This is a genomic window from Bacillus sp. (in: firmicutes), from assembly GCA_012842745.1.
In the GTDB taxonomy this organism is placed as follows: domain Bacteria; phylum Bacillota; class Bacilli; order Bacillales; family Bacillaceae_J; genus Schinkia.
This window is the reverse complement of sequence record DUSF01000048.1, coordinates 76,480-93,923: the sequence shown is the minus strand read 5'-3', so window position 1 is coordinate 93,923 and position 17,444 is coordinate 76,480. Positions and strand designations below refer to the sequence as shown.

Sequence of the window (17,444 nt, the reverse complement as noted above, 5' to 3'; positions counted from 1 at the left end):
TTATGTGAATTTTATTTAGGAGGTGTTTCTGAATGTTATTCTTTTTCAGTCGACAGCTCTTTAAATGATTTTATTTTTCCATGAGGATTTTGCGCTTCTTTTCGTTTTCTAAATTGTCGTCCCTTTTGTCCTTTTGATTGTGTCAAACCTATCCATCTCCTTATACGTTTTAATCATTCCATTCCCATTTTATTATTTGCGACTTCATCCGATTTATTCAAGGTTAAAGTATAGATGAAGCGGTGGATTGACATTTTGTCTGGAAAATGTAAACTAAGTAGCATGACAGTTGATTTAAGGGGATATTTATGTCAATAGCAGTAGAAAGAAACCGGAAAAAAAATTCGTTAAAATTAACATCTGTTCAGCTCATTGTTTTCTATTACATAAGTGCTATTTTATTTTCAACCATGCTTTTAAGTTTGCCAATCGCCCATAAATCTGGAGTATCATTGCCTTTCATTGATGCTCTTTTTACTGCAGTAAGCGCGATTAGTGTAACTGGGTTAACAGTCGTGTCAATCGCTGATACATTTAGTGTTACAGGCTTTTTTATGTTAATGTTTATTATGCAATTTGGCGGCGTTGGCGTTATGGCTTTAGGTACATTTATCTGGCTTTTATTAGGAAAGAAAATTGGCTTTAAAGAACGGCTCTTGATTATGACAGACCAGAATCAGTCAACGTTTTCAGGGCTTGTCTATTTAATAAAACAAATTTTATATTTAATCATTATAATTGAGCTTATCGGTGCGATTGTTTTAGGTACATATTTTTTGAAGTATTATGGCACATGGCAGGAAGCATACTTACATGGCCTTTTTTTGTCAATTAGTGCTACTACAAATGCTGGCTTTGATATTACAGGTGAATCTTTAATTCCCTTTGCTAATGATTATTTCGTTCAATTTATTACAATGCTTTTAATTATATTAGGCGCAATAGGTTTCCCCGTTTTAATAGAGATCAAGCATTATTTAACACATCGTGGAAAGTATCCTTATCACTTTTCATTGTTTACAAAAATTACGACAACAACATATTTTGTAATCGTTGTCCTTGGTACAATCGCGGTTTTCCTGTTGGAGTGGCATTCTTTTTTTGTTGATAAAAAATGGCATGAGGCATTTTTCTATGCTTTATTTCAATCCGTAACGGCAAGAAGTGCCGGCTTTGCTACGGCGGATATTTTACAATTCTCGGAATCAACGTTACTGCTAACGTCAATGTTAATGTTTATAGGTGCGTCACCATCTAGTGTTGGCGGAGGGATTCGGACAACGACTTTTGCGATTATAGTTTTGAGCATTTATTTTTATGCTCGCGGTCGAAATACGATTAAAGTATTCAATAGAGAAATAGACCCGCAAGATATTACGAAGGCATCTGTCGTCCTTGCAACGGCAATTATTCTTTGTACGTCAGCAGTCATTGTATTATCCGCGCTTGAATCAGTTCCTATTTTGCCAATTATATTTGATGTGGCATCCGCATTCGGAACATGTGGACAATCAATGGGCATCACGCCTAATCTCAGCGTGGCTAGTAAATTAGTGCTAATTACCTTGATGTTTATCGGAAGAATTGGCATTTTTTCCTTCCTGTTTTTAATTCGTGGGCAAGAAAAAGAGGAAAAGTATCATTTTCCGAAGGAAAAAATTATTATAGGCTAATCGAAAAAAGAGCTGCATTCAGCTCTTTTTTAATTTCACATTTTATTACCATAGTTTTGTAAATCGTTTAATAAATATCTGGTATAATAAAACAAAGCAACCATATACAATCGTGCTGGAGGTAAAAAAATGGTTTTCTTTAAACGCAATGCCTTAAAAGAAGAAGTAATTGTAGATGGAGAGTTGTTAAAAAATGCTAGGGAAATGGAAGTTTTTATAAGTGTTTCAAGCTTAGAGCTACAAAAACATATGGAATTGATTAATTTAGATGTAAAAACTCTAAAATTAATCAAGGCTTTACAACCAATGGTAGAAGAAAATATTGAATCAGTTGTAAATTATTTTTATGATAAAATGATGAACATTAAGGAATTAACGCAAATTGTAGAAAAATATTCAACTTTTGATCGGTTAAAAATGACCCTTCAGAATTATTTAGTAGAAATATTTAATGGAACAATTGATGATCAATCGATTGAAAGTCGGAAAAGGATAGCAAAGGTTCATTATGATATTGGCCTTGAGCCGATATGGTATATGGCAGCATTACAGAACATTCAAAACTGTTTAATTGATTTGATTTTTGAAAATGTAGGGGGACGTAAATCAATCCTTCAATTTGTAAGAGCCGTAACAATCTTATTAAATTTTGAAATTCAGCTTGTTTTAAATGAATATGAAGCTGAAAATATTTCGGAAAGAGAAAAGCGATATGATGCCGTGAAAAGCGATTTAAAGGCGCGGATTTTAGATGTCAGCGAAGAGGTTGCAGCGCTTTCCGTAGAAACGAGTGCCTCTGTTGAAGAATTAATTGCCAGCAGCCAGGAAGTTAGTTTTAATGTAATGAACAGCACGGAAAAATCAAAACTAACGAAAGATGCTGCAGTGGAAGGACAAAAACGGATGCTCACCTTAAAAAACCAAATTCATTCGATTACATCTAGTACAACCCATATGAAGTCTGTGATCCTAGAACTTAATGACTCTAGCGAGCGAATTAAAAAGGTAGTTTCTATCGTCCAAGACATTGCTGAGCAAACAAATTTATTGGCATTAAATTCGGCGATAGAAGCTGCCAGAGCAGGAGAATATGGGAAAGGATTTGCTGTTGTAGCTGATGAGGTTCGAAAGCTTGCCGATGAAACAAAAAAATCAGTTGCTGAAATCAGTACATTAATTAATCAGTCTAATGAATACACAACAGAAGTTGTTCGCTCGATCAATGATGTTCAAAGTATGGTTGTTCATGGTGAAGAAGAATCTAATTTTACGAATGAAGCATTTGAAAATATTACCCATTCTATTAATGAATCATTACAGGATATCGAAAGTGTCGAGGCTAAAATGAAGGAGCTTGTGAAGGTGACCGAAGAGATTGGTCAAGCAACAGAGAAAGTAGCGGCTACAGCAGAACGACTTGATGATACTGTTAGACATATTTAACATTATTCTTCTCTCAATTCCCTATTTCTGTATTTGCATAAATCTATTATAATGTAAGTAAGGGAATTACATTTCTTAAGGGGGTTTGTCAAATGCTTAAAACTGTAAGTAGGCAAGACGAACGGTCCGATAAAAAAAAGCTTCCTATTAGGAAAAATGTAAAAAAGGCGTTAAAAGAATACTTGCGTGATTATAAAGGTCATGGAGAGCGCCGATTATTTCCTTCATCTGAACCTAGGAAGCAACCATTAGGAGATTAATATTTTAAATGAAAGTATGACTGCAAGCATTTTTGCAGTTTTTTATTTTGTTCGGATTTTCCTTTTGTTTTATGTTATCGCTTACAAAAGAATGCCACAAATTTCTAAGAAAAATTAGTGGAAATGGTGTTGACTTAATGAGTATTCGGGTTTAAAATTATCAGAAAATATCGATAAATTTTTTAAAACGTTAATTATGGAAGGAAGATACAATATGCAAAATACGGTTGAGGTAAAACCTGTAGAGCAACAAAAAGCAAAAGAGGAAGAGCAATCAGTTATCCAGTATATTTGCGATCTTTATAATAATAATTGATATTTACAGAATTTAAGTTTTGACTCTCTGTAAAGATAGAGGGTCAATTACTTCGAATGGCTTGAAAGCGCTTTACTGAAATAATGTATATATATCATTATAACACTTTTCATGACGTTTATACTGGAAATTTTGTTTTGTAACAGAATGTTTAAATATTTTTGCCGTACTTGTGAATTTCTTCACAATATATAGTACAAAAAAATAAACGAGCTATAATAAGAATTGTAAAGAACAAAACAAAATAAAATAAAGGTTAAAAAATGAAAGGTGGCGCATTAATTATGGCTGGTACAGCAGTACTTTACCGTAATAATGAGGAGATTGTAGTTTTAGAGGATGTTGAAATGAAAACTTTAGAGGAAATTAAGAAACAGTGTGGTCACGAGCATTGCACATGTACTTTAAATCATAACGAAGTTGATTTAGGAGAAGTTGAGCTTCTTGGTTTCAAAGAAGACAAAGTTGACTGGGATTACGGCTACTAAACCTTTACTATAGAGATTATTTTGCATAATAATAACAGTTGCTATGACAATGAAAACATTTTTAATAGGCATGAGATGCTTCTCATGCCTATTTCTATCTATTAGATTATTTATTTAAATAGCGTGGGAAAAGAATATTATTTTCTTTATGAACATGAATAAACATATCTGCTTCAAGCGCTTCTAATCGTTGAAATGTTGTTGTATACGTCATGCAAGCATCGGCTGGCAATTCATAGTCATTTGTTAATTCACGGATTGCTTTCAATAAATCCCCTGCTTTGTCATGCTCTTTTTCTAACTCAATAATCGCCGCTTTAACTTCTTCCAGTTTTTCGGATGAAGGGTTTTCTTCGTATGATTTTATTAGAGGGAATACTATTTCGTCTTCTTTGATAACGTGTTCCATTAATTCTTTGCTTAAATCATGATAATGATTGTAAACATCAGCAAGGTATCCATGGTTTGGACCGTGGACGCGATAAATTTTTGTCACAAGCTGGCCAAGCATTGGTAGCTCATTATTTAAGAAGGCATGATGCGTTTCTTTAACATGGTCAATTAAATCGCTGCTAGAAACTTCTTGCCAATTCGTTGTTTCAGTATTCATTGCCTTCATTTTTGTATAAGCTGTATTTAACTCTTCAAGAATTTCCTCTTCGTTTAAGTTTTTTTCTGCAAGTGCTTCTGTTAAAGAGTGGTTACCGCCACAACAAAAATCAATTTTATATCTTTTAAATATGTCAGCTGCTTGTGGGAATTGGGTAACGATTTCGCCAACACTCATGGTGCTTGTAATCGTAAATGACATCATCATGTGCCTCCTCAAAATATTATATATAAAATATATAATATTTTTTTCACTATGTCGGTGATACAAATCACAGAGGAGTTATTAAAAAAATTTAAAATTTATTAAAATAACGCTTTAAAAAGTTTGTGAATAATTGTACAATTAAAAATATAAAATATTACAGAATTATTATAAATACGTTGTAAATGGTGTTAAGTCAAGAAGGGACACGAATGTAAACGCTTGCTAGGTTTTCTCTTGGTTATTTAGAGTTTAAAATACTTTTTTAAAACTCTTATAATATAAAATTACCAACAAGTTTCACCTAAAAAAGAGTGGTTTATTTGAGAGGAGTGTGTTTCTTTTGCACATCGTTGTTTGTGTAAAACAAGTTCCAGACACAAAAATCATCAAGGTCAATCCAAAAACGAACACATTGGACCGTCGCGGGGTACCTGCAATCTTGAATCCATATGATGGTCATGCAGTGGAAGAGGCAGTTCGTATTAAAAAGCAAGTTGGTGGCAAGGTTACTGTCTTATCGATGGGGCCTCCACAAGCAACAGAGGTTATTAAAAAGAGTATTGAAATTGGTGCAGATGCAGGCTATTTAATTACTGACCGACGTTTTGCTGGTGCAGATACGTTAGCAACAAGCTATGCATTATATAATGCTCTCGAAAAAATCTCGAAAGATGATCCTATTGATCTTGTACTTTGTGGCTTGCATGCCATAGATGGGGATACAGGGCAAGTTGGACCTGGAATTGCTAGACGTCTTGATATTCCACCTATTACAAAAGTAATTAAGGTTGAGGAAGTAAATGAAAGCGGTAAGTACATTAAAGTTCACCGCAAAATTGAAGATGGCTATGAAGTGATTCAAGCTCAAATGCCATGCTTACTTACTGTTGAAAAGGAAATTAATGATATTTCGTACTCACCACTTCCAAATATGATCAAAGCTGCTAGATATGAGCCTGTTATTTGGACAGTTGATGATTTTGAAGGCGTAGATATTGGTCAACTTGGTTTAAAGGGTTCACCAACAGTTGTTGGGAAAATGTGGGCTCCACAGCCGCCTGAAAAGGCAAAAATGATTGATGGAGGCCCTGCTGAACAGGTTAAAGAAATCGTATCAACTATCATCGCTGAAAAGAGTGAACTTTTCGGGCAGTAAATAGGGGGATAAAACATGATTGAAGAATATAAAGGCGTCTGGGTATTTATTGAAGCACGAGATGGGGAGATTGCTGGAGTTTCTCTTGAGCTATTAGGGGCGGGACGTGAACTAGCAAATAAATTAGATGTACCATTAGCAGGTTTCCTTTTGGGTGAAAATATAAAAGGACTAGCGAAAGACTGCTTCGAATACGGTGCTGATGAAGTTTATGTTATTGATGATCCTGTTCTTAAAGACTATCGAACAGAGCCTTATATGCATGGTGTAAGCCTTCTTGTTCGTAAATATAAACCAGAAATTATTCTTTATGGTGCAACTTCAAATGGTAAAGACTTGGCAAGTGCGATTGCAACAGATATTAGTACAGGCTTAACGGCTGATACAACAATGTTAGATATTGACTTACAAAATCGTTTATTTGAGGCTAGTCGTCCTGCTTTTGGAGGAAACATTATGGCGACGATTCTTTGTAAAAAACATCGTCCACAAATGGCGACCGTAAGACCAAAGGTCATGAAGGCGTTAGCCCCGGAAAAAGGTCGGACAGGTACGATTATTGAGGAACAATTAGGGCTACAAGAAAGCAGTCTTCGCACGAAAGTTTTAGAGATTGTGAGAGACACAACGAAAAAAGCGAACTTAGCTGATGCCCATATTATTGTTGCCGGTGGTAAAGGAATGGGAGATGAGAGGAATTTCCAGTTACTCCATCAATTTGCCGATGTGATTGGTGCTAGTGTTGGCGGAACTCGCGATGTTGTTGAAGCTGGCTGGCTTGAGCATCACCTGCAAATTGGACAGACTGGCGAAACTGTATCACCAAAAATTTATTTTGCTTTTGGAATTTCCGGTGCTATTCAGCATGTAGTTGGAATGAAAAACTCTGAGCTTATTATTGCTGTGAACAAAGATCCTAACGCAGCCATTTTTGATGCTTCTCACTATGGTATTGTTGGCGATGCAATGGAGATTCTTCCACTGCTTATTCAAGAATTTAAAGCAGCACTAGAAAAGTCCGGAGGTGTAGTCGAGCATGTCTGAGAAATTTGATGTCATTGTAGTAGGTGCAGGACCAGCAGGTTCAGCTTGTGCTTATACAAGTGCAAAAGCGGGATTAAAAGTTTTATTAATTGAACGTGGTGAATACCCAGGTGCGAAAAACGTAATGGGCGGGATTTTATATAGAAAGCAATTAGAGGATATTATTCCAGAATTCTGGAAGGATGCACCGTTAGAGCGACCAATTGTTGAGCAACGAGCATGGCTGATGGATAAAAAAACATGTGTGACAACAAGTGTGAAAAATGAAGAATGGGGTGAAGCACCTTATAATTGTTTTTCTGTTCTCCGTGCAAAGTTTGACCAATGGTTTGCCCAAAAAGCGGTTGAAGCTGGGGCTTTGTTGATTAACGAAACGGTAGTGTTAGAATGTCTTGTTGAAAATGGTAAAGTAGTAGGTGTGCGCACCGATCGCCCAGACGGAGAAGTATATGCAGATGTCGTTGTCCTTGCAGATGGTGTTAACTCATTACTTGCGAAGCAATTAGGCTTCCACCGTGAGCTTCGTCCTGACGAAGTGGCCCTTTGTGCAATGGAAGTTATTAATCTTCCAAAAGATGTGATTAACGATCGCTTTAATATTGGCGACAACCAAGGTGTAGCTATCGAAATCTTTGGTGATGCGACAAATGGTAATTTAGGGACATCTTTCATCTATACAAACAAAGAAAGCGTGAATATCGGTGTTGGTGTTACTTTGTCAAGTATGATGAGAGAAAAAATTAAGCCTTATGAGCTTTTAGAATACGTAAAAAATCATCCAATGGTGCAGCCGCTAGTTAAAGACGGTGAATCTGCAGAATATTTAGCTCACTTAATTCCAGAAGGCGGCTACAATTCAATCCCGAAATTGTATGGAGACGGCGTGCTTGTTGCAGGTGATGCCGCGCAATTTGTTAACGGCATTCACCGTGAAGGCTCTAATATGGCGATGACTTCAGGTAGACTTGCAGCCGAAACAATTATCGAGGCAAAACAAAGCGGTAATCTCTCAGAAAGAGCATTAGCAAAATATCGTGAAAAGGTCATGAATAGCTTCATCGGCAAGGACCTTGAAAAGTATAAGGATGCAACACATACATTTGAAACAAATCCGCAATACTTTAAGGAATATATTCCATTAATGAACAAAGCGGCAAGTAGCTTCTTATCTGTTGATGGCGTGCCGAAGCGTGACAAGCAAAAAGCAGCGGTGCAAACAATGATTGGCAACAAAGGTATGCTTGGTGTTGCGAAAGACCTATACCGTGTATGGAAGGTGATGAAATAATGGCTAAGAATGCGACAACTATCGAAGAAAAGCAGTATTTAGTCCGTTATAAAGCCGATTCAAAATCTCATTTAACGATTTTAGACCATGACATTTGCGCGACAAAATGCCCTGATAAAATTTGTACTGTTTTCTGTCCTGGTGAAGTGTATAAATGGGAAGCGGCAGGTCGGATGTTTGTCGGCTATGAAGGCTGTCATGAATGTGGCAGCTGCCGTATCGGTTGTCCATACCAAAATATTAAATGGGAATATCCAAAAGGCGGACATGGAATTATTTTTAGATTGGCATAGCTTGAAATAGCATAAGAGCACATTCTCCTCATAGAATGTGCTCTTATTTGTTTTCCTCTTATTTATTCATAGCTTAAGCTTTCTTGAATCGTTAATTTAGTTGCCTGTGATGCTGGAATGAAACATGCGAAAGTAGAGATGACAATGACAGTGCCCAGCCAAGATAGTAAACCTAATAACGGGAATGTGAAATCCAGTGGTGTTTTGAATAGGACAATGCCAATCGAATCACTAAGCGTTTTGCTAATTGGATACGCTAATAATGAACTAAAGAACCAGCTAATGATGCCAATCGTAACACCTTCGAAAATGACAATTTTCCAAAGGACGCTATTCGATGCGCCAATTGTTCTCATAATGCCAATTTCGCGATTGCGCTCCATTACATTCAAACTCATTGTCCCCATTAAACTTAACGCTCCAATGATGACATATTGTATATTAAAAATTACTAAAAACGTCAACATCAAGTTTAATTTATTCGATATCCGATTTTGGACATCCTCATTGATCTCGACTGATTGAACAAACATTCCTTTTTTATTAAAAAGGTCCTCCACTTGTTCTGCTACTTTTTCAAGGTTTTTGCGTTCATGATTAGATGTAATGATATTCAAAATTTTTACGGTATGATTTGCTCCTAAATGTCCATGTACAGCAGGGTAGCTTACATATGAAAGGGGTGTTCCTGCCACTTTGCGGCTAAAGCCGATTATTGGAAAGCTATGACGTTTTCCATCGATTTCTACATTTAATTGATCCCCAATCTTTAAATTTTTTTCCTCATGCAATAAATATGAATCGAAGACAATCCCGTTCGTTTGCCCGCTAATCCAGGAACCTTTATGCAAAACTGGTTCAATATAAGTTGTATTTGGCGGAGGAGCATAAATGATTAATTCTATCCCTTTTGTACCATCATCTCTAATTCGATAAGCGTTGTACTTACCCCAACCTTCAACGCGATTAACATATTCAATAGTGTGTGCAATCAATTCAGCTTTTGTTTTTGGCACTGCTTCTTTAAAAAAAACTTGAATATCATATTTTGAATATTGAAAAGAGTTTTTTTCTGTCAACTTCATAGAAGCATGGATGCTAAAGACAGAAATGACCATTGCACCTGCCAAACTATAAGTCAAAAGGGTAACAAAAAGCCGTCCTTTCCTCCGAAATGTATTGCGAAGTGATAAAATAAGCATTAATGGAAGACCACGTATAGAACCCAATGCTTTCGTAATCCAACCGCTTCCTGTATTTTTCCCAAGGCCATTATCCTGAATGGCCTCTCGTACTGTAATTTTCAAAGCACGATGAATTGGAAAAAAAGAAGCAATAATCGGAATGATGATTCCCAAAATAATGACTAAAGAAATAAAAATAGGGGATAAGCCAAAATTAAATCGTTCAATATTAAAAACTGAACGAGAGAAGTAGGTGATAATATTTGCCCCTATTAATGCAAGCGGAATACCAATGATTAAAGCTAGGCATCCATAAATAAAGATTGTTAACATATACGCCTTTGTTAGTAATGGGTTAGTACCGCCCAAAACCTTCATTACTCCGATTTGCCGCACTTGACTAGTAATAATCGAAAGAATTGTATTGACAACTAATGAGATGCTTAATAAAACGGTGATGACTCCCATTGTTTCTAGAATGATCAACATCGACCTAATAATATCAGAGGCCCAATGTTGTCCAGGTTCTGGTATGATTGTACTTTCAATTCGGGTTCCACTTTTTTCTATATGTTTTCTAACGTTTTCGGCAACTTGGTAAATATGGTCTTTGTCATCAGCATGTTCTGAAACTAAAAATGAAATGGAATTAAGTTTTTTAGAGACACCTAGTTTTTCCAAAGTAGATGAAGCAATATAAGCTGTTCCAACACTGGAAATGGCGGCGGCTTCATGGATTGGATCAATGACGGTGCCGCTAATCGTTAGAGGAATATCTTTATTATCTGCTGTTTTAATTAATAACGTATCACCTATTTTTACATCTAGTAAATCTAGGGAAGATTTCTCCAAAACAATCTCATTTCTTTGAGGGGCTTTGCTGCCCTTATTAAAGAATATAGTATCAAGAGATATGCTTGTGTAATCTGGAAGTGCATGGATTTGGAACTTTTTCCATTCACCTTTTTTTTCGCCAGCTGTCTCTTGTTTACTTGCTTGTAATAGTAAACTAGTTCTGCCTTCTGCCTGTTTGACATCAGCCCTATTTTTTATTTGTAAAAGCACATTTGAATCGTATCCATCTGTAATGATTGTCCCACTTGAGGGATTTGCCATTTGATAAAGACGATGGATGCCCTCAGATAATAAGTGTTCCGCTTGGGTAATCATTCCAGCCCCGATTACCCCAATTGATATTGTTAATACAACAAGCATTGTTTTTGCTTTTTGCTGCCAAATTTCACGAAAAACTTTTCTTCTTAGTAAAGACTTCATTTTTTCACCTAGCTTTTAGGGGGTTATCAGTAAATTTGCTGGCATTCCTGGCTTAATTTCTAATCCATCATTTTCAACCACTAATTCAATGATATAAAGGTCTGATTTGTTTGCAATCGACGAAACAAATGTAACCTTTCCCGTTGTTTTCTTGTTTAAAGCTGGGATTTCAATATCCATGTTAGCTTCCTTTTTTATAAGCGGGAGTTGTTCAGGCGTTAACTCAACCTCAACAATCACAGGATTTAGTGTTGCGATCTCAAATAATGTTTGCTGTTTAGCGACAGTTTCACCGATTTCGAAATGAATTTCATATAGTTCCCCGTCCTGGGTTGCCTTTATTTTTGCATCATTTAATGTGTTTTGCAGTTGTTTAATTTTCAGGCGAGACTGTTCCATTGACACAATGACATCTTTTTCTGCAAGCAGGGCTTTATTCAACTCTTCTTTCGCTCCATCAGCGGTTAATAATGCTAGGTCGACATCAATTTTTGAGTTTTTTTCAGCCAATTCTGCTTCTTTTAAGGCAAGCATGGCAATTTGCTCAGAGCTTACTGCTTGAAGGTATTCTTGTTCTGAAATAGCCCCTTCTTCATATAATACTTTCATTTTATTTCTTATTTTTAGTGCATCTTCCCACTGGATTTTTAATTTCGATTTATCAATGGATGCACCGTTCATTGGTACCACATCGTCATAAGAAATTTTCGATTGCTCGACCTGCTTTTTCGCTTTCTCTAGTTCAATTTGCAACTGTTTAACATAAATAGCTGCATTTTGTTTTTGCAGCTCCAATTTTTCGAAAGCTTTCATTTCAATTTCTAATTGATTTTGAATGTCTTGGTCATTGATTTGTCCTAAAAGTTGTCCTTTTTTTATGCTATCTCCTTTTTTAACTAGGATAGAAACAAGTTCTCCGCTTGTTCTTGGAGAAATAAATGAGGTTGAAAAAGGAACAACTTTTCCAACGATTATTTCGTGGGTTATATCATTTTCAACTTCTATAATAGGTGCATCTTTTTGTGTGCAACCTGTAATCATGGATAAACTAATAAATAAAACGATGAAATTTCTATAGGTTTGTAATTTAGCAGAAATCATTGCATTCTCCTTCAGTAGCATCTTACTAGATTAAGTTAATGGTGGTCGGTGATTAATCTTTGAAACTGAATTTCCTTTATTCGAGTTAGGAGATTTAGATTGATTCGTTCCAAAAAGTATGTCGAAAACAGGGGTTGACACACCATACCAAGCATTTTCATCCATATGATGATGAAGTAGATGTTTCTTTTTAACCCATCTTCCCCAAAGAGTTAATGGTTTGATTGGCCGATGGGACATATAGTGTTTCCATTGATAGTATATTTGATATACAGATGTCCCAAATACAGTGGCTAAAGCTAAGTGCCAATCATAGTCTGTCAAAAGCCAAGCAATCAATAAAATAACTGGATAAGTTGCGATTTCGAATGTGACGGGACCTATTAAATATTTAATATTATCGGGTGATTCATGATGGGCAGCATGGCCGTTGTAAATATAAGGCACAAGCTTCGGGAATTCATGCATAAGATAGCGATGTACCGTATATTCAAGAATAATGAAAAGAACTATCCCAGAAAACAACGCTGCTAGTGTCCACTTGCTGCCGAATGTTAAAAAGGTTCCTATACCAGATGTTATGATGACAAAAAGTAAAAAAAGAATGAGCCGCTGTGTTAAAAATTCTTTTATATAAATATGCATAGCCACTCTCCTCCTAATTTAATGTTTGGAAATTTTTCAAAAATCTACAATTCCTACATAAATATATCATTAATTTTTAAAAGTTTGTATATTATTAAATAGATTCATAAATTTTAAAATAAATGGGTGAAATTATGATTATTGCGTTAGAGAATGTCGTTAAAACATATAAAAATGATGGTGTAGCAAACACGGTGTTAAAGGGAATTAGTCTGCAAATCGCGGAAGGGGAATTTGTAGGGATTATCGGGAAATCTGGAAGCGGGAAGTCAACGCTTTTGAATATGATTACAGGAATTGACCTTCCAACATCTGGGGGAATTACTGTTGCAGGCCAAGATATGCTGACATTAAGAGGCAGTTCAATGGCGCAATGGAGAGGAAAAAATATCGGTGTAATCTTTCAATTTTTTCAATTAATCCCAACCCTTTCGATTGTTGAAAATGTTATGTTACCAATGGATTTTTGCAGCATGTACGAACCAAAAGAAAGAAGGCTGAAAGCGCTAGAATTATTAAAAACCGTGGGTATGCTTGAACATGCACAAAAATTCCCAAATGAAGTATCAGGGGGACAACAACAACGAGTTGCAATCGCCAGAGCTTTAGCAAATGACCCGCCAATCATTGTAGCAGATGAGCCGACAGGAAGCTTAGATTCAAACACAGCTGATTCTATTTTTGACCTTTTTCAAAATTTAGTGGATCAAGCCAAGACGGTTATTATGGTTACACACGATAAAGATTTGGCAAGCAAAGTCCAACGAACCATTGTTGTTGCTGATGGACAAATTGTTAATGAATATGCGGTGCAAGCATTCCCGAATCTCACGATTGATGAAATTTCAACGCTTCAAACCCAATTTGAAAAGGTGCAGTATCAAGCTGGCTCCATCATTATGAGAGAAGGAGAAGATGCTGATTCTGCTTATATTATCGTTAGGGGGGAGGTTGAGGTTATCATCCAACAACATAGTAAAGGCGAAGTAATCGTTAGTCGTTTAGGTGCTGGTCACTATTTCGGAGAAATTGCCTTACTAACTGGTGGGAAACGGACAGCGACAATTAGGGCCTCTGCTAACGAATCTGTTGAATTACTTTCGCTTCGAAAAGAGGATTTTATTGGAATGATGCAATCATCACAAATGACTAATCATGAAATTCGCGAAATGGTAGACAAACGATTACGTGATTTAATAAAGTATAAGAAATGTAAATAGCAATCCGATAATACGAAATTTGGATATTTTGTCAATTTATTAAAGAAAGCTTTCTGTTTTTATGGAGGCGCATACAATTAATGTGAAAAATCGTTTAAAGAGGGGAATGACCGATGATGAATGTACCAAATTACAGGGAGTTTTATCAGAAGGCTTTAATTCCAATGAATGACTTTGATAAAGAGCATTTTTGTAAAGAATTTTGTGGTGATTGTGGGGATTGTTTAAAAGTAAATCATTGGCTAATTGCTCTTGAAGGCAAGCCATTAGCAGCCAATAGCGAAAAGTATGAATGGAATGTTGTCGTTTATCCCGCGCAAGAAACAGGAGTTTTTTGGTCATTAAGACCCCCTTTTTACAAATCAACAAATCCAAACTCTTTATCCAAAGCAATTGAAGAATCAACATATATCGTTCAAAATATTAAACAATCCAAATTGACAGCAAAAACGATGAAGATTAGTTAGTCTGTGTAAATAATTGGTGTTGACATAAACTATTTCGTATCGCATAATAATAGCAAATTATTGATTATTAAGGCTATTCTTATTAGAAAAATGCATTGAAGGGGACTAGTAGATGAAATTCGTCCGCAAGAGAGTGAAATCCGTTGGCTGAAAGGTTTCATCGTGACAGAACCATGCGAACCTACCCCAGAGCTGTTAGTGAAAACTAACCGATTCATCCTCGTTACGGATTTAAGAGGGCTATTATGTGTAGACTTATAATTACTATTCCAAATAGCCAAAAAAGGTGGTACCGCGAAAGATTAGACTCTTCCGTCCTTTTTAAGGATGTGGAAGGGTCTTTTTTGTATAATGAAAATATAATCCGAATATTGCAACTGGAGGTTTTAACGTGGCTAAGCAACGGATTGTTGTGAAAATAGGAAGCAGCTCTTTAACAAATACAAATGGCGGCTTATCAATTGAGAAGCTTGCAGAACATGTAGAAGCATTGGCAATGCTTAAAAAAGCCGGGCATGAGGTCATCTTAATTTCTTCTGGAGCTGTGGCAGCAGGGTTCAAAGAATTAGGCTATCCAACACGACCTGTTACAATCGCAGGTAAACAGGCAGCCGCCGCTGTCGGACAAGGTTTATTAATGCAAGGCTATACTGAGCATTTTAATTCCCACCAAATTGTTACAGCACAGCTCTTGCTGACAAGACATGGATTTATGAATAAAGAACAATATAGCAACTCTTACGCAACACTTACGGAATTATTAAAGCGCGATTGTTTACCGATTATTAATGAGAATGATTCGGTAGCTGTTGATGAACTAACATTTGGTGATAATGATATGCTGTCCGCGTTAGTTAGCGGCCATGTCCATGCCGATTTTCTCATAATTTTAACAGATGTTAATGGACTTTATGACCAAAATCCAAATGAAAATCCAAATGCGAAGAAATATAATTTTTTACCTGAAATTACTGAGGAGCTTTTACAAATTGCTTCATCATCAGGATCAAAGATGGGCACAGGCGGAATGCGCTCTAAAATTGAAGCAGCTAAAACAGCTCTATCGTTAGGTGTGAACGTATTCATTGGAACAGGTTTTGGCGAGGGAAAACTAATCGATATTTTAGCTGGCAAAGGTGATGGCACCTATATTGGCAATTCTAAGCTTACAGGAATTAAAAATTCGAAACAATGGCTTGCCCTTCATTCTACTGTTGCTGGTACAATAGAAATAGACAATGGGGCAACAGATGCATTGCTCTACAAAGGGAAAAGTCTTTTGCCTGCAGGGGTGAGCAATGTTAAGGGCGATTTCGCTACTGGTGATGTGGTTGATGTTATTAACCAAAAAGGCGAATTGATTGGCAGAGGAGAAGTTAATTTTTCGGCAACTGAACTGGAAAAAATAAAAGGCTTAACAACCGCCGAAGCAAAACATATCTTGCATAACGATCAAACAGTAGTGATTCATCGTGATCATTGGGTTACGCTAAAAAAGGAGAAGGTGAATTAAAATGAGTGAATTATTAGAAAAGGCAAAAAAGGCAAAAACAGTTGCAAGTGAATTAGCTGTTAAAACAACAGAGCAAAAAAATGAGGCATTACGTAAAATTAGCGCACAATTGCTTCTTGAAAAAGAATATATTTTATCCGAAAATGAGAAAGATATTGAGGTTGGTAGACGGAACGGGTTATCCGCTTCATTATTAGACCGCCTTCGCTTAACGGAAGAGCGAATTGCTGATATGGCAGACGCCCTTCTGCAATTAGTAAGCTTAAAAGACCCAATTGGGGAAGTTCTTGATTCGTGGGAAAGGCCAAACGAATTAAAAATAAAACAAGTGCGCGTTCCGCTTGGTGTTGTTGGCATGGTCTATGAAGCGAGACCGAATGTGACCGTTGATGCTTCAAGTCTGTGCTTAAAAACGGGAAACGCTGTAATCCTACGAGGAAGCTCAACGGCGATTCACTCCAATATTGCAATTGTGAATGTGATTCACCGCTCCCTTGAACAATCGGATATTCCTGTTGATGCTGTTCAGTTATTAGAAGATACAAGTAGGGAAACAGCCGCAGAGATGTTTAAGTTAAATGAGTATTTGGATGTTTTAATCCCTCGTGGTGGAGCGGGACTTATCAAAACGGTTGTTGAAAACGCAAGCATTCCTGTATTAGAGACAGGCGTCGGGAATTGTCATCTTTATATTGATGAGACAGCGGAAAAAGAGATGGCGATTGATATTGCCGTTAATGCGAAAACACAGCGTCCATCTGTTTGCAATGCCGTCGAAACGATTCTTATTCATGAATCATGGGCTACTAAGTATTTGCAAGACTTAGTAAAGGCATTACAAGAGAAAAAAGTCGAAATTCATGGCGATCAAAATGTAAGGAACATCATTCCTACTGTAACTCAAGCAACTGAAGAAGATTGGGGTACAGAATTTTTAGATTTAATTGTGGCGATGAAACTTGTTACTAATGTCAATGAAGCTATCGCTCATATTAATAAATATGGTTCTTTACACTCGGAAGCGATTATTTCTGAAACGCCGGAGAATGTTGAACAATTTTTTAATTATGTTGATGCGGCAGCTGTTTATCATAATGCATCTACGAGATTTACGGATGGTTTTGAATTTGGCTTTGGTGCCGAGATTGGCATTAGTACGCAAAAGCTTCATGCTAGAGGGCCGATGGGATTGCCTGCCTTAACATCTACTAAATATATTGTGAACGGAACAGGTCAAGTAAGAAAATAGGAACTGAAAATG

16 protein-coding genes and 1 other annotated feature are annotated in these 17,444 nt (G+C 36.5%); of the genes, 12 read left to right on the top strand and 4 right to left on the bottom strand.

The annotated features are described in order from the left end of the window. Positions 1-308 precede the first annotated feature (308 nt). The 4 genes from GX497_12365 to GX497_12350 all read left to right on the top strand — a co-directional run bounded on the left by GX497_12365 (position 309) and on the right by GX497_12350 (position 4,180). Positions 309-1,673: a TrkH family potassium uptake protein gene (locus GX497_12365; protein ID HHY73985.1), complete on the top strand. Its 1,365-nt coding sequence runs from the start codon at positions 309-311 to the stop codon at positions 1,671-1,673. A 129-nt stretch (positions 1,674-1,802) separates the two neighbouring features. After that, a complete protein-coding gene (locus GX497_12360) occupies positions 1,803-3,116 on the top strand; it encodes a globin-coupled sensor protein (protein HHY73984.1) in 1,314 nt (437 codons plus the stop codon). Positions 3,117-3,208: 92 nt separating this feature from the next. Beyond that, on the top strand, positions 3,209-3,376 hold the full coding sequence (locus GX497_12355) for a hypothetical protein (protein HHY73983.1): 168 nt from the start codon (positions 3,209-3,211) through the stop codon (positions 3,374-3,376). 600 nt (positions 3,377-3,976) lie between these two features. Then, positions 3,977-4,180 carry a hypothetical protein gene (locus tag GX497_12350; GenBank protein ID HHY73982.1) on the top strand — a complete coding sequence of 68 codons (204 nt, stop codon included), beginning with the start codon at positions 3,977-3,979 and terminating at the stop codon, positions 4,178-4,180. A 106-nt stretch (positions 4,181-4,286) separates the two neighbouring features. Here the strand turns inward: GX497_12350 and ric are convergent, their stop codons facing one another. After that, the gene (gene ric, locus GX497_12345; GenBank protein HHY73981.1) at positions 4,287-4,991 is read right to left on the bottom strand and encodes an iron-sulfur cluster repair di-iron protein; all 705 of its coding nucleotides are present in this window, start codon (positions 4,989-4,991) and stop codon (positions 4,287-4,289) included. A gap of 346 nt (positions 4,992-5,337) precedes the next feature. On the opposite strand from ric, the gene GX497_12340 reads away from it, so the two are divergent. Genes GX497_12340 through GX497_12325 form a run of 4 tightly spaced genes read left to right on the top strand, consistent with a single transcriptional unit; the run spans position 5,338 to position 8,778 of the window. Next, the gene (locus GX497_12340; GenBank protein ID HHY73980.1) at positions 5,338-6,153 is read left to right on the top strand and encodes an electron transfer flavoprotein subunit beta/FixA family protein; all 816 of its coding nucleotides are present in this window, start codon (positions 5,338-5,340) and stop codon (positions 6,151-6,153) included. 15 nt (positions 6,154-6,168) lie between these two features. Beyond that, positions 6,169-7,197, top strand: coding sequence for an electron transfer flavoprotein subunit alpha/FixB family protein (locus GX497_12335; GenBank protein HHY73979.1), 1,029 nt, complete (start codon positions 6,169-6,171; stop codon positions 7,195-7,197). After that, positions 7,190-8,485: an FAD-dependent oxidoreductase gene (locus GX497_12330; protein ID HHY73978.1), complete on the top strand. Its 1,296-nt coding sequence runs from the start codon at positions 7,190-7,192 to the stop codon at positions 8,483-8,485. The genes GX497_12335 and GX497_12330 overlap by 8 nt, the downstream gene beginning before the upstream one ends. Beyond that, entirely contained in the window at positions 8,485-8,778 is a 294-nt protein-coding gene (locus GX497_12325) for a 4Fe-4S ferredoxin (GenBank protein ID HHY73977.1), read from the top strand. The genes GX497_12330 and GX497_12325 overlap by 1 nt, the downstream gene beginning before the upstream one ends. 62 nt (positions 8,779-8,840) lie before the next feature. Here the strand turns inward: GX497_12325 and GX497_12320 are convergent, their stop codons facing one another. Genes GX497_12320 through GX497_12310 form a run of 3 tightly spaced genes read right to left on the bottom strand, consistent with a single transcriptional unit; the run spans position 8,841 to position 12,983 of the window. Continuing rightward, positions 8,841-11,237, bottom strand: a complete 2,397-nt coding sequence (locus GX497_12320) for an ABC transporter permease (protein HHY73976.1) — start codon at positions 11,235-11,237, stop codon at positions 8,841-8,843. Positions 11,238-11,252: 15 nt separating this feature from the next. Further along, positions 11,253-12,338, bottom strand: coding sequence for an HlyD family efflux transporter periplasmic adaptor subunit (locus GX497_12315; protein ID HHY73975.1), 1,086 nt, complete (start codon positions 12,336-12,338; stop codon positions 11,253-11,255). A gap of 30 nt (positions 12,339-12,368) precedes the next feature. Then, entirely contained in the window at positions 12,369-12,983 is a 615-nt protein-coding gene (locus GX497_12310; GenBank protein ID HHY73974.1) for a sterol desaturase family protein, read from the bottom strand. A gap of 122 nt (positions 12,984-13,105) precedes the next feature. Here GX497_12310 and GX497_12305 point away from each other — a divergent pair, with 122 nt between their 5' ends. The 4 genes from GX497_12305 to GX497_12290 all read left to right on the top strand — a co-directional run bounded on the left by GX497_12305 (position 13,106) and on the right by GX497_12290 (position 17,432). After that, positions 13,106-14,203: an ATP-binding cassette domain-containing protein gene (locus tag GX497_12305; protein HHY73973.1), complete on the top strand. Its 1,098-nt coding sequence runs from the start codon at positions 13,106-13,108 to the stop codon at positions 14,201-14,203. A 113-nt stretch (positions 14,204-14,316) separates the two neighbouring features. Beyond that, positions 14,317-14,670, top strand: a complete 354-nt coding sequence (locus GX497_12300; GenBank protein HHY73972.1) for a hypothetical protein — start codon at positions 14,317-14,319, stop codon at positions 14,668-14,670. Positions 14,671-14,756: 86 nt separating this feature from the next. Further along, positions 14,757-14,993 (top strand) — a binding site (T-box leader). A gap of 68 nt (positions 14,994-15,061) precedes the next feature. Further along, positions 15,062-16,183, top strand: coding sequence for a glutamate 5-kinase (locus tag GX497_12295; GenBank protein HHY73971.1), 1,122 nt, complete (start codon positions 15,062-15,064; stop codon positions 16,181-16,183). Between the two features lies 1 nt (position 16,184). Next, positions 16,185-17,432, top strand: a complete 1,248-nt coding sequence (locus GX497_12290) for a glutamate-5-semialdehyde dehydrogenase (GenBank protein HHY73970.1) — start codon at positions 16,185-16,187, stop codon at positions 17,430-17,432. Positions 17,433-17,444 lie beyond the last annotated feature (12 nt).

What these genes read in the sequence shown, in the direction of transcription:
- GX497_12320 (HHY73976.1), bottom strand. Translation starts at nt 11,237, where the DNA reads ATGAAGTCTTTACTAAGAAGAAAAGTTTTTCGTGAAATTTGGCAGCAA.
- GX497_12350 (HHY73982.1), top strand. Translation starts at nt 3,977, where the DNA reads ATGGCTGGTACAGCAGTACTTTACCGTAATAATGAGGAGATTGTAGTT.
- GX497_12330 (HHY73978.1), top strand. Translation starts at nt 7,190, where the DNA reads ATGTCTGAGAAATTTGATGTCATTGTAGTAGGTGCAGGACCAGCAGGT.
- GX497_12355 (HHY73983.1), top strand. Translation starts at nt 3,209, where the DNA reads ATGCTTAAAACTGTAAGTAGGCAAGACGAACGGTCCGATAAAAAAAAG.
- GX497_12310 (HHY73974.1), bottom strand. Translation starts at nt 12,983, where the DNA reads ATGCATATTTATATAAAAGAATTTTTAACACAGCGGCTCATTCTTTTT.
- ric (HHY73981.1), bottom strand. Translation starts at nt 4,991, where the DNA reads ATGTCATTTACGATTACAAGCACCATGAGTGTTGGCGAAATCGTTACC.
- GX497_12365 (HHY73985.1), top strand. Translation starts at nt 309, where the DNA reads ATGTCAATAGCAGTAGAAAGAAACCGGAAAAAAAATTCGTTAAAATTA.
- GX497_12290 (HHY73970.1), top strand. Translation starts at nt 16,185, where the DNA reads ATGAGTGAATTATTAGAAAAGGCAAAAAAGGCAAAAACAGTTGCAAGT.
- GX497_12325 (HHY73977.1), top strand. Translation starts at nt 8,485, where the DNA reads ATGGCTAAGAATGCGACAACTATCGAAGAAAAGCAGTATTTAGTCCGT.
- GX497_12300 (HHY73972.1), top strand. Translation starts at nt 14,317, where the DNA reads ATGATGAATGTACCAAATTACAGGGAGTTTTATCAGAAGGCTTTAATT.
- GX497_12315 (HHY73975.1), bottom strand. Translation starts at nt 12,338, where the DNA reads ATGATTTCTGCTAAATTACAAACCTATAGAAATTTCATCGTTTTATTT.
- GX497_12305 (HHY73973.1), top strand. Translation starts at nt 13,106, where the DNA reads ATGGGTGAAATTATGATTATTGCGTTAGAGAATGTCGTTAAAACATAT.
- GX497_12335 (HHY73979.1), top strand. Translation starts at nt 6,169, where the DNA reads ATGATTGAAGAATATAAAGGCGTCTGGGTATTTATTGAAGCACGAGAT.
- GX497_12360 (HHY73984.1), top strand. Translation starts at nt 1,803, where the DNA reads ATGGTTTTCTTTAAACGCAATGCCTTAAAAGAAGAAGTAATTGTAGAT.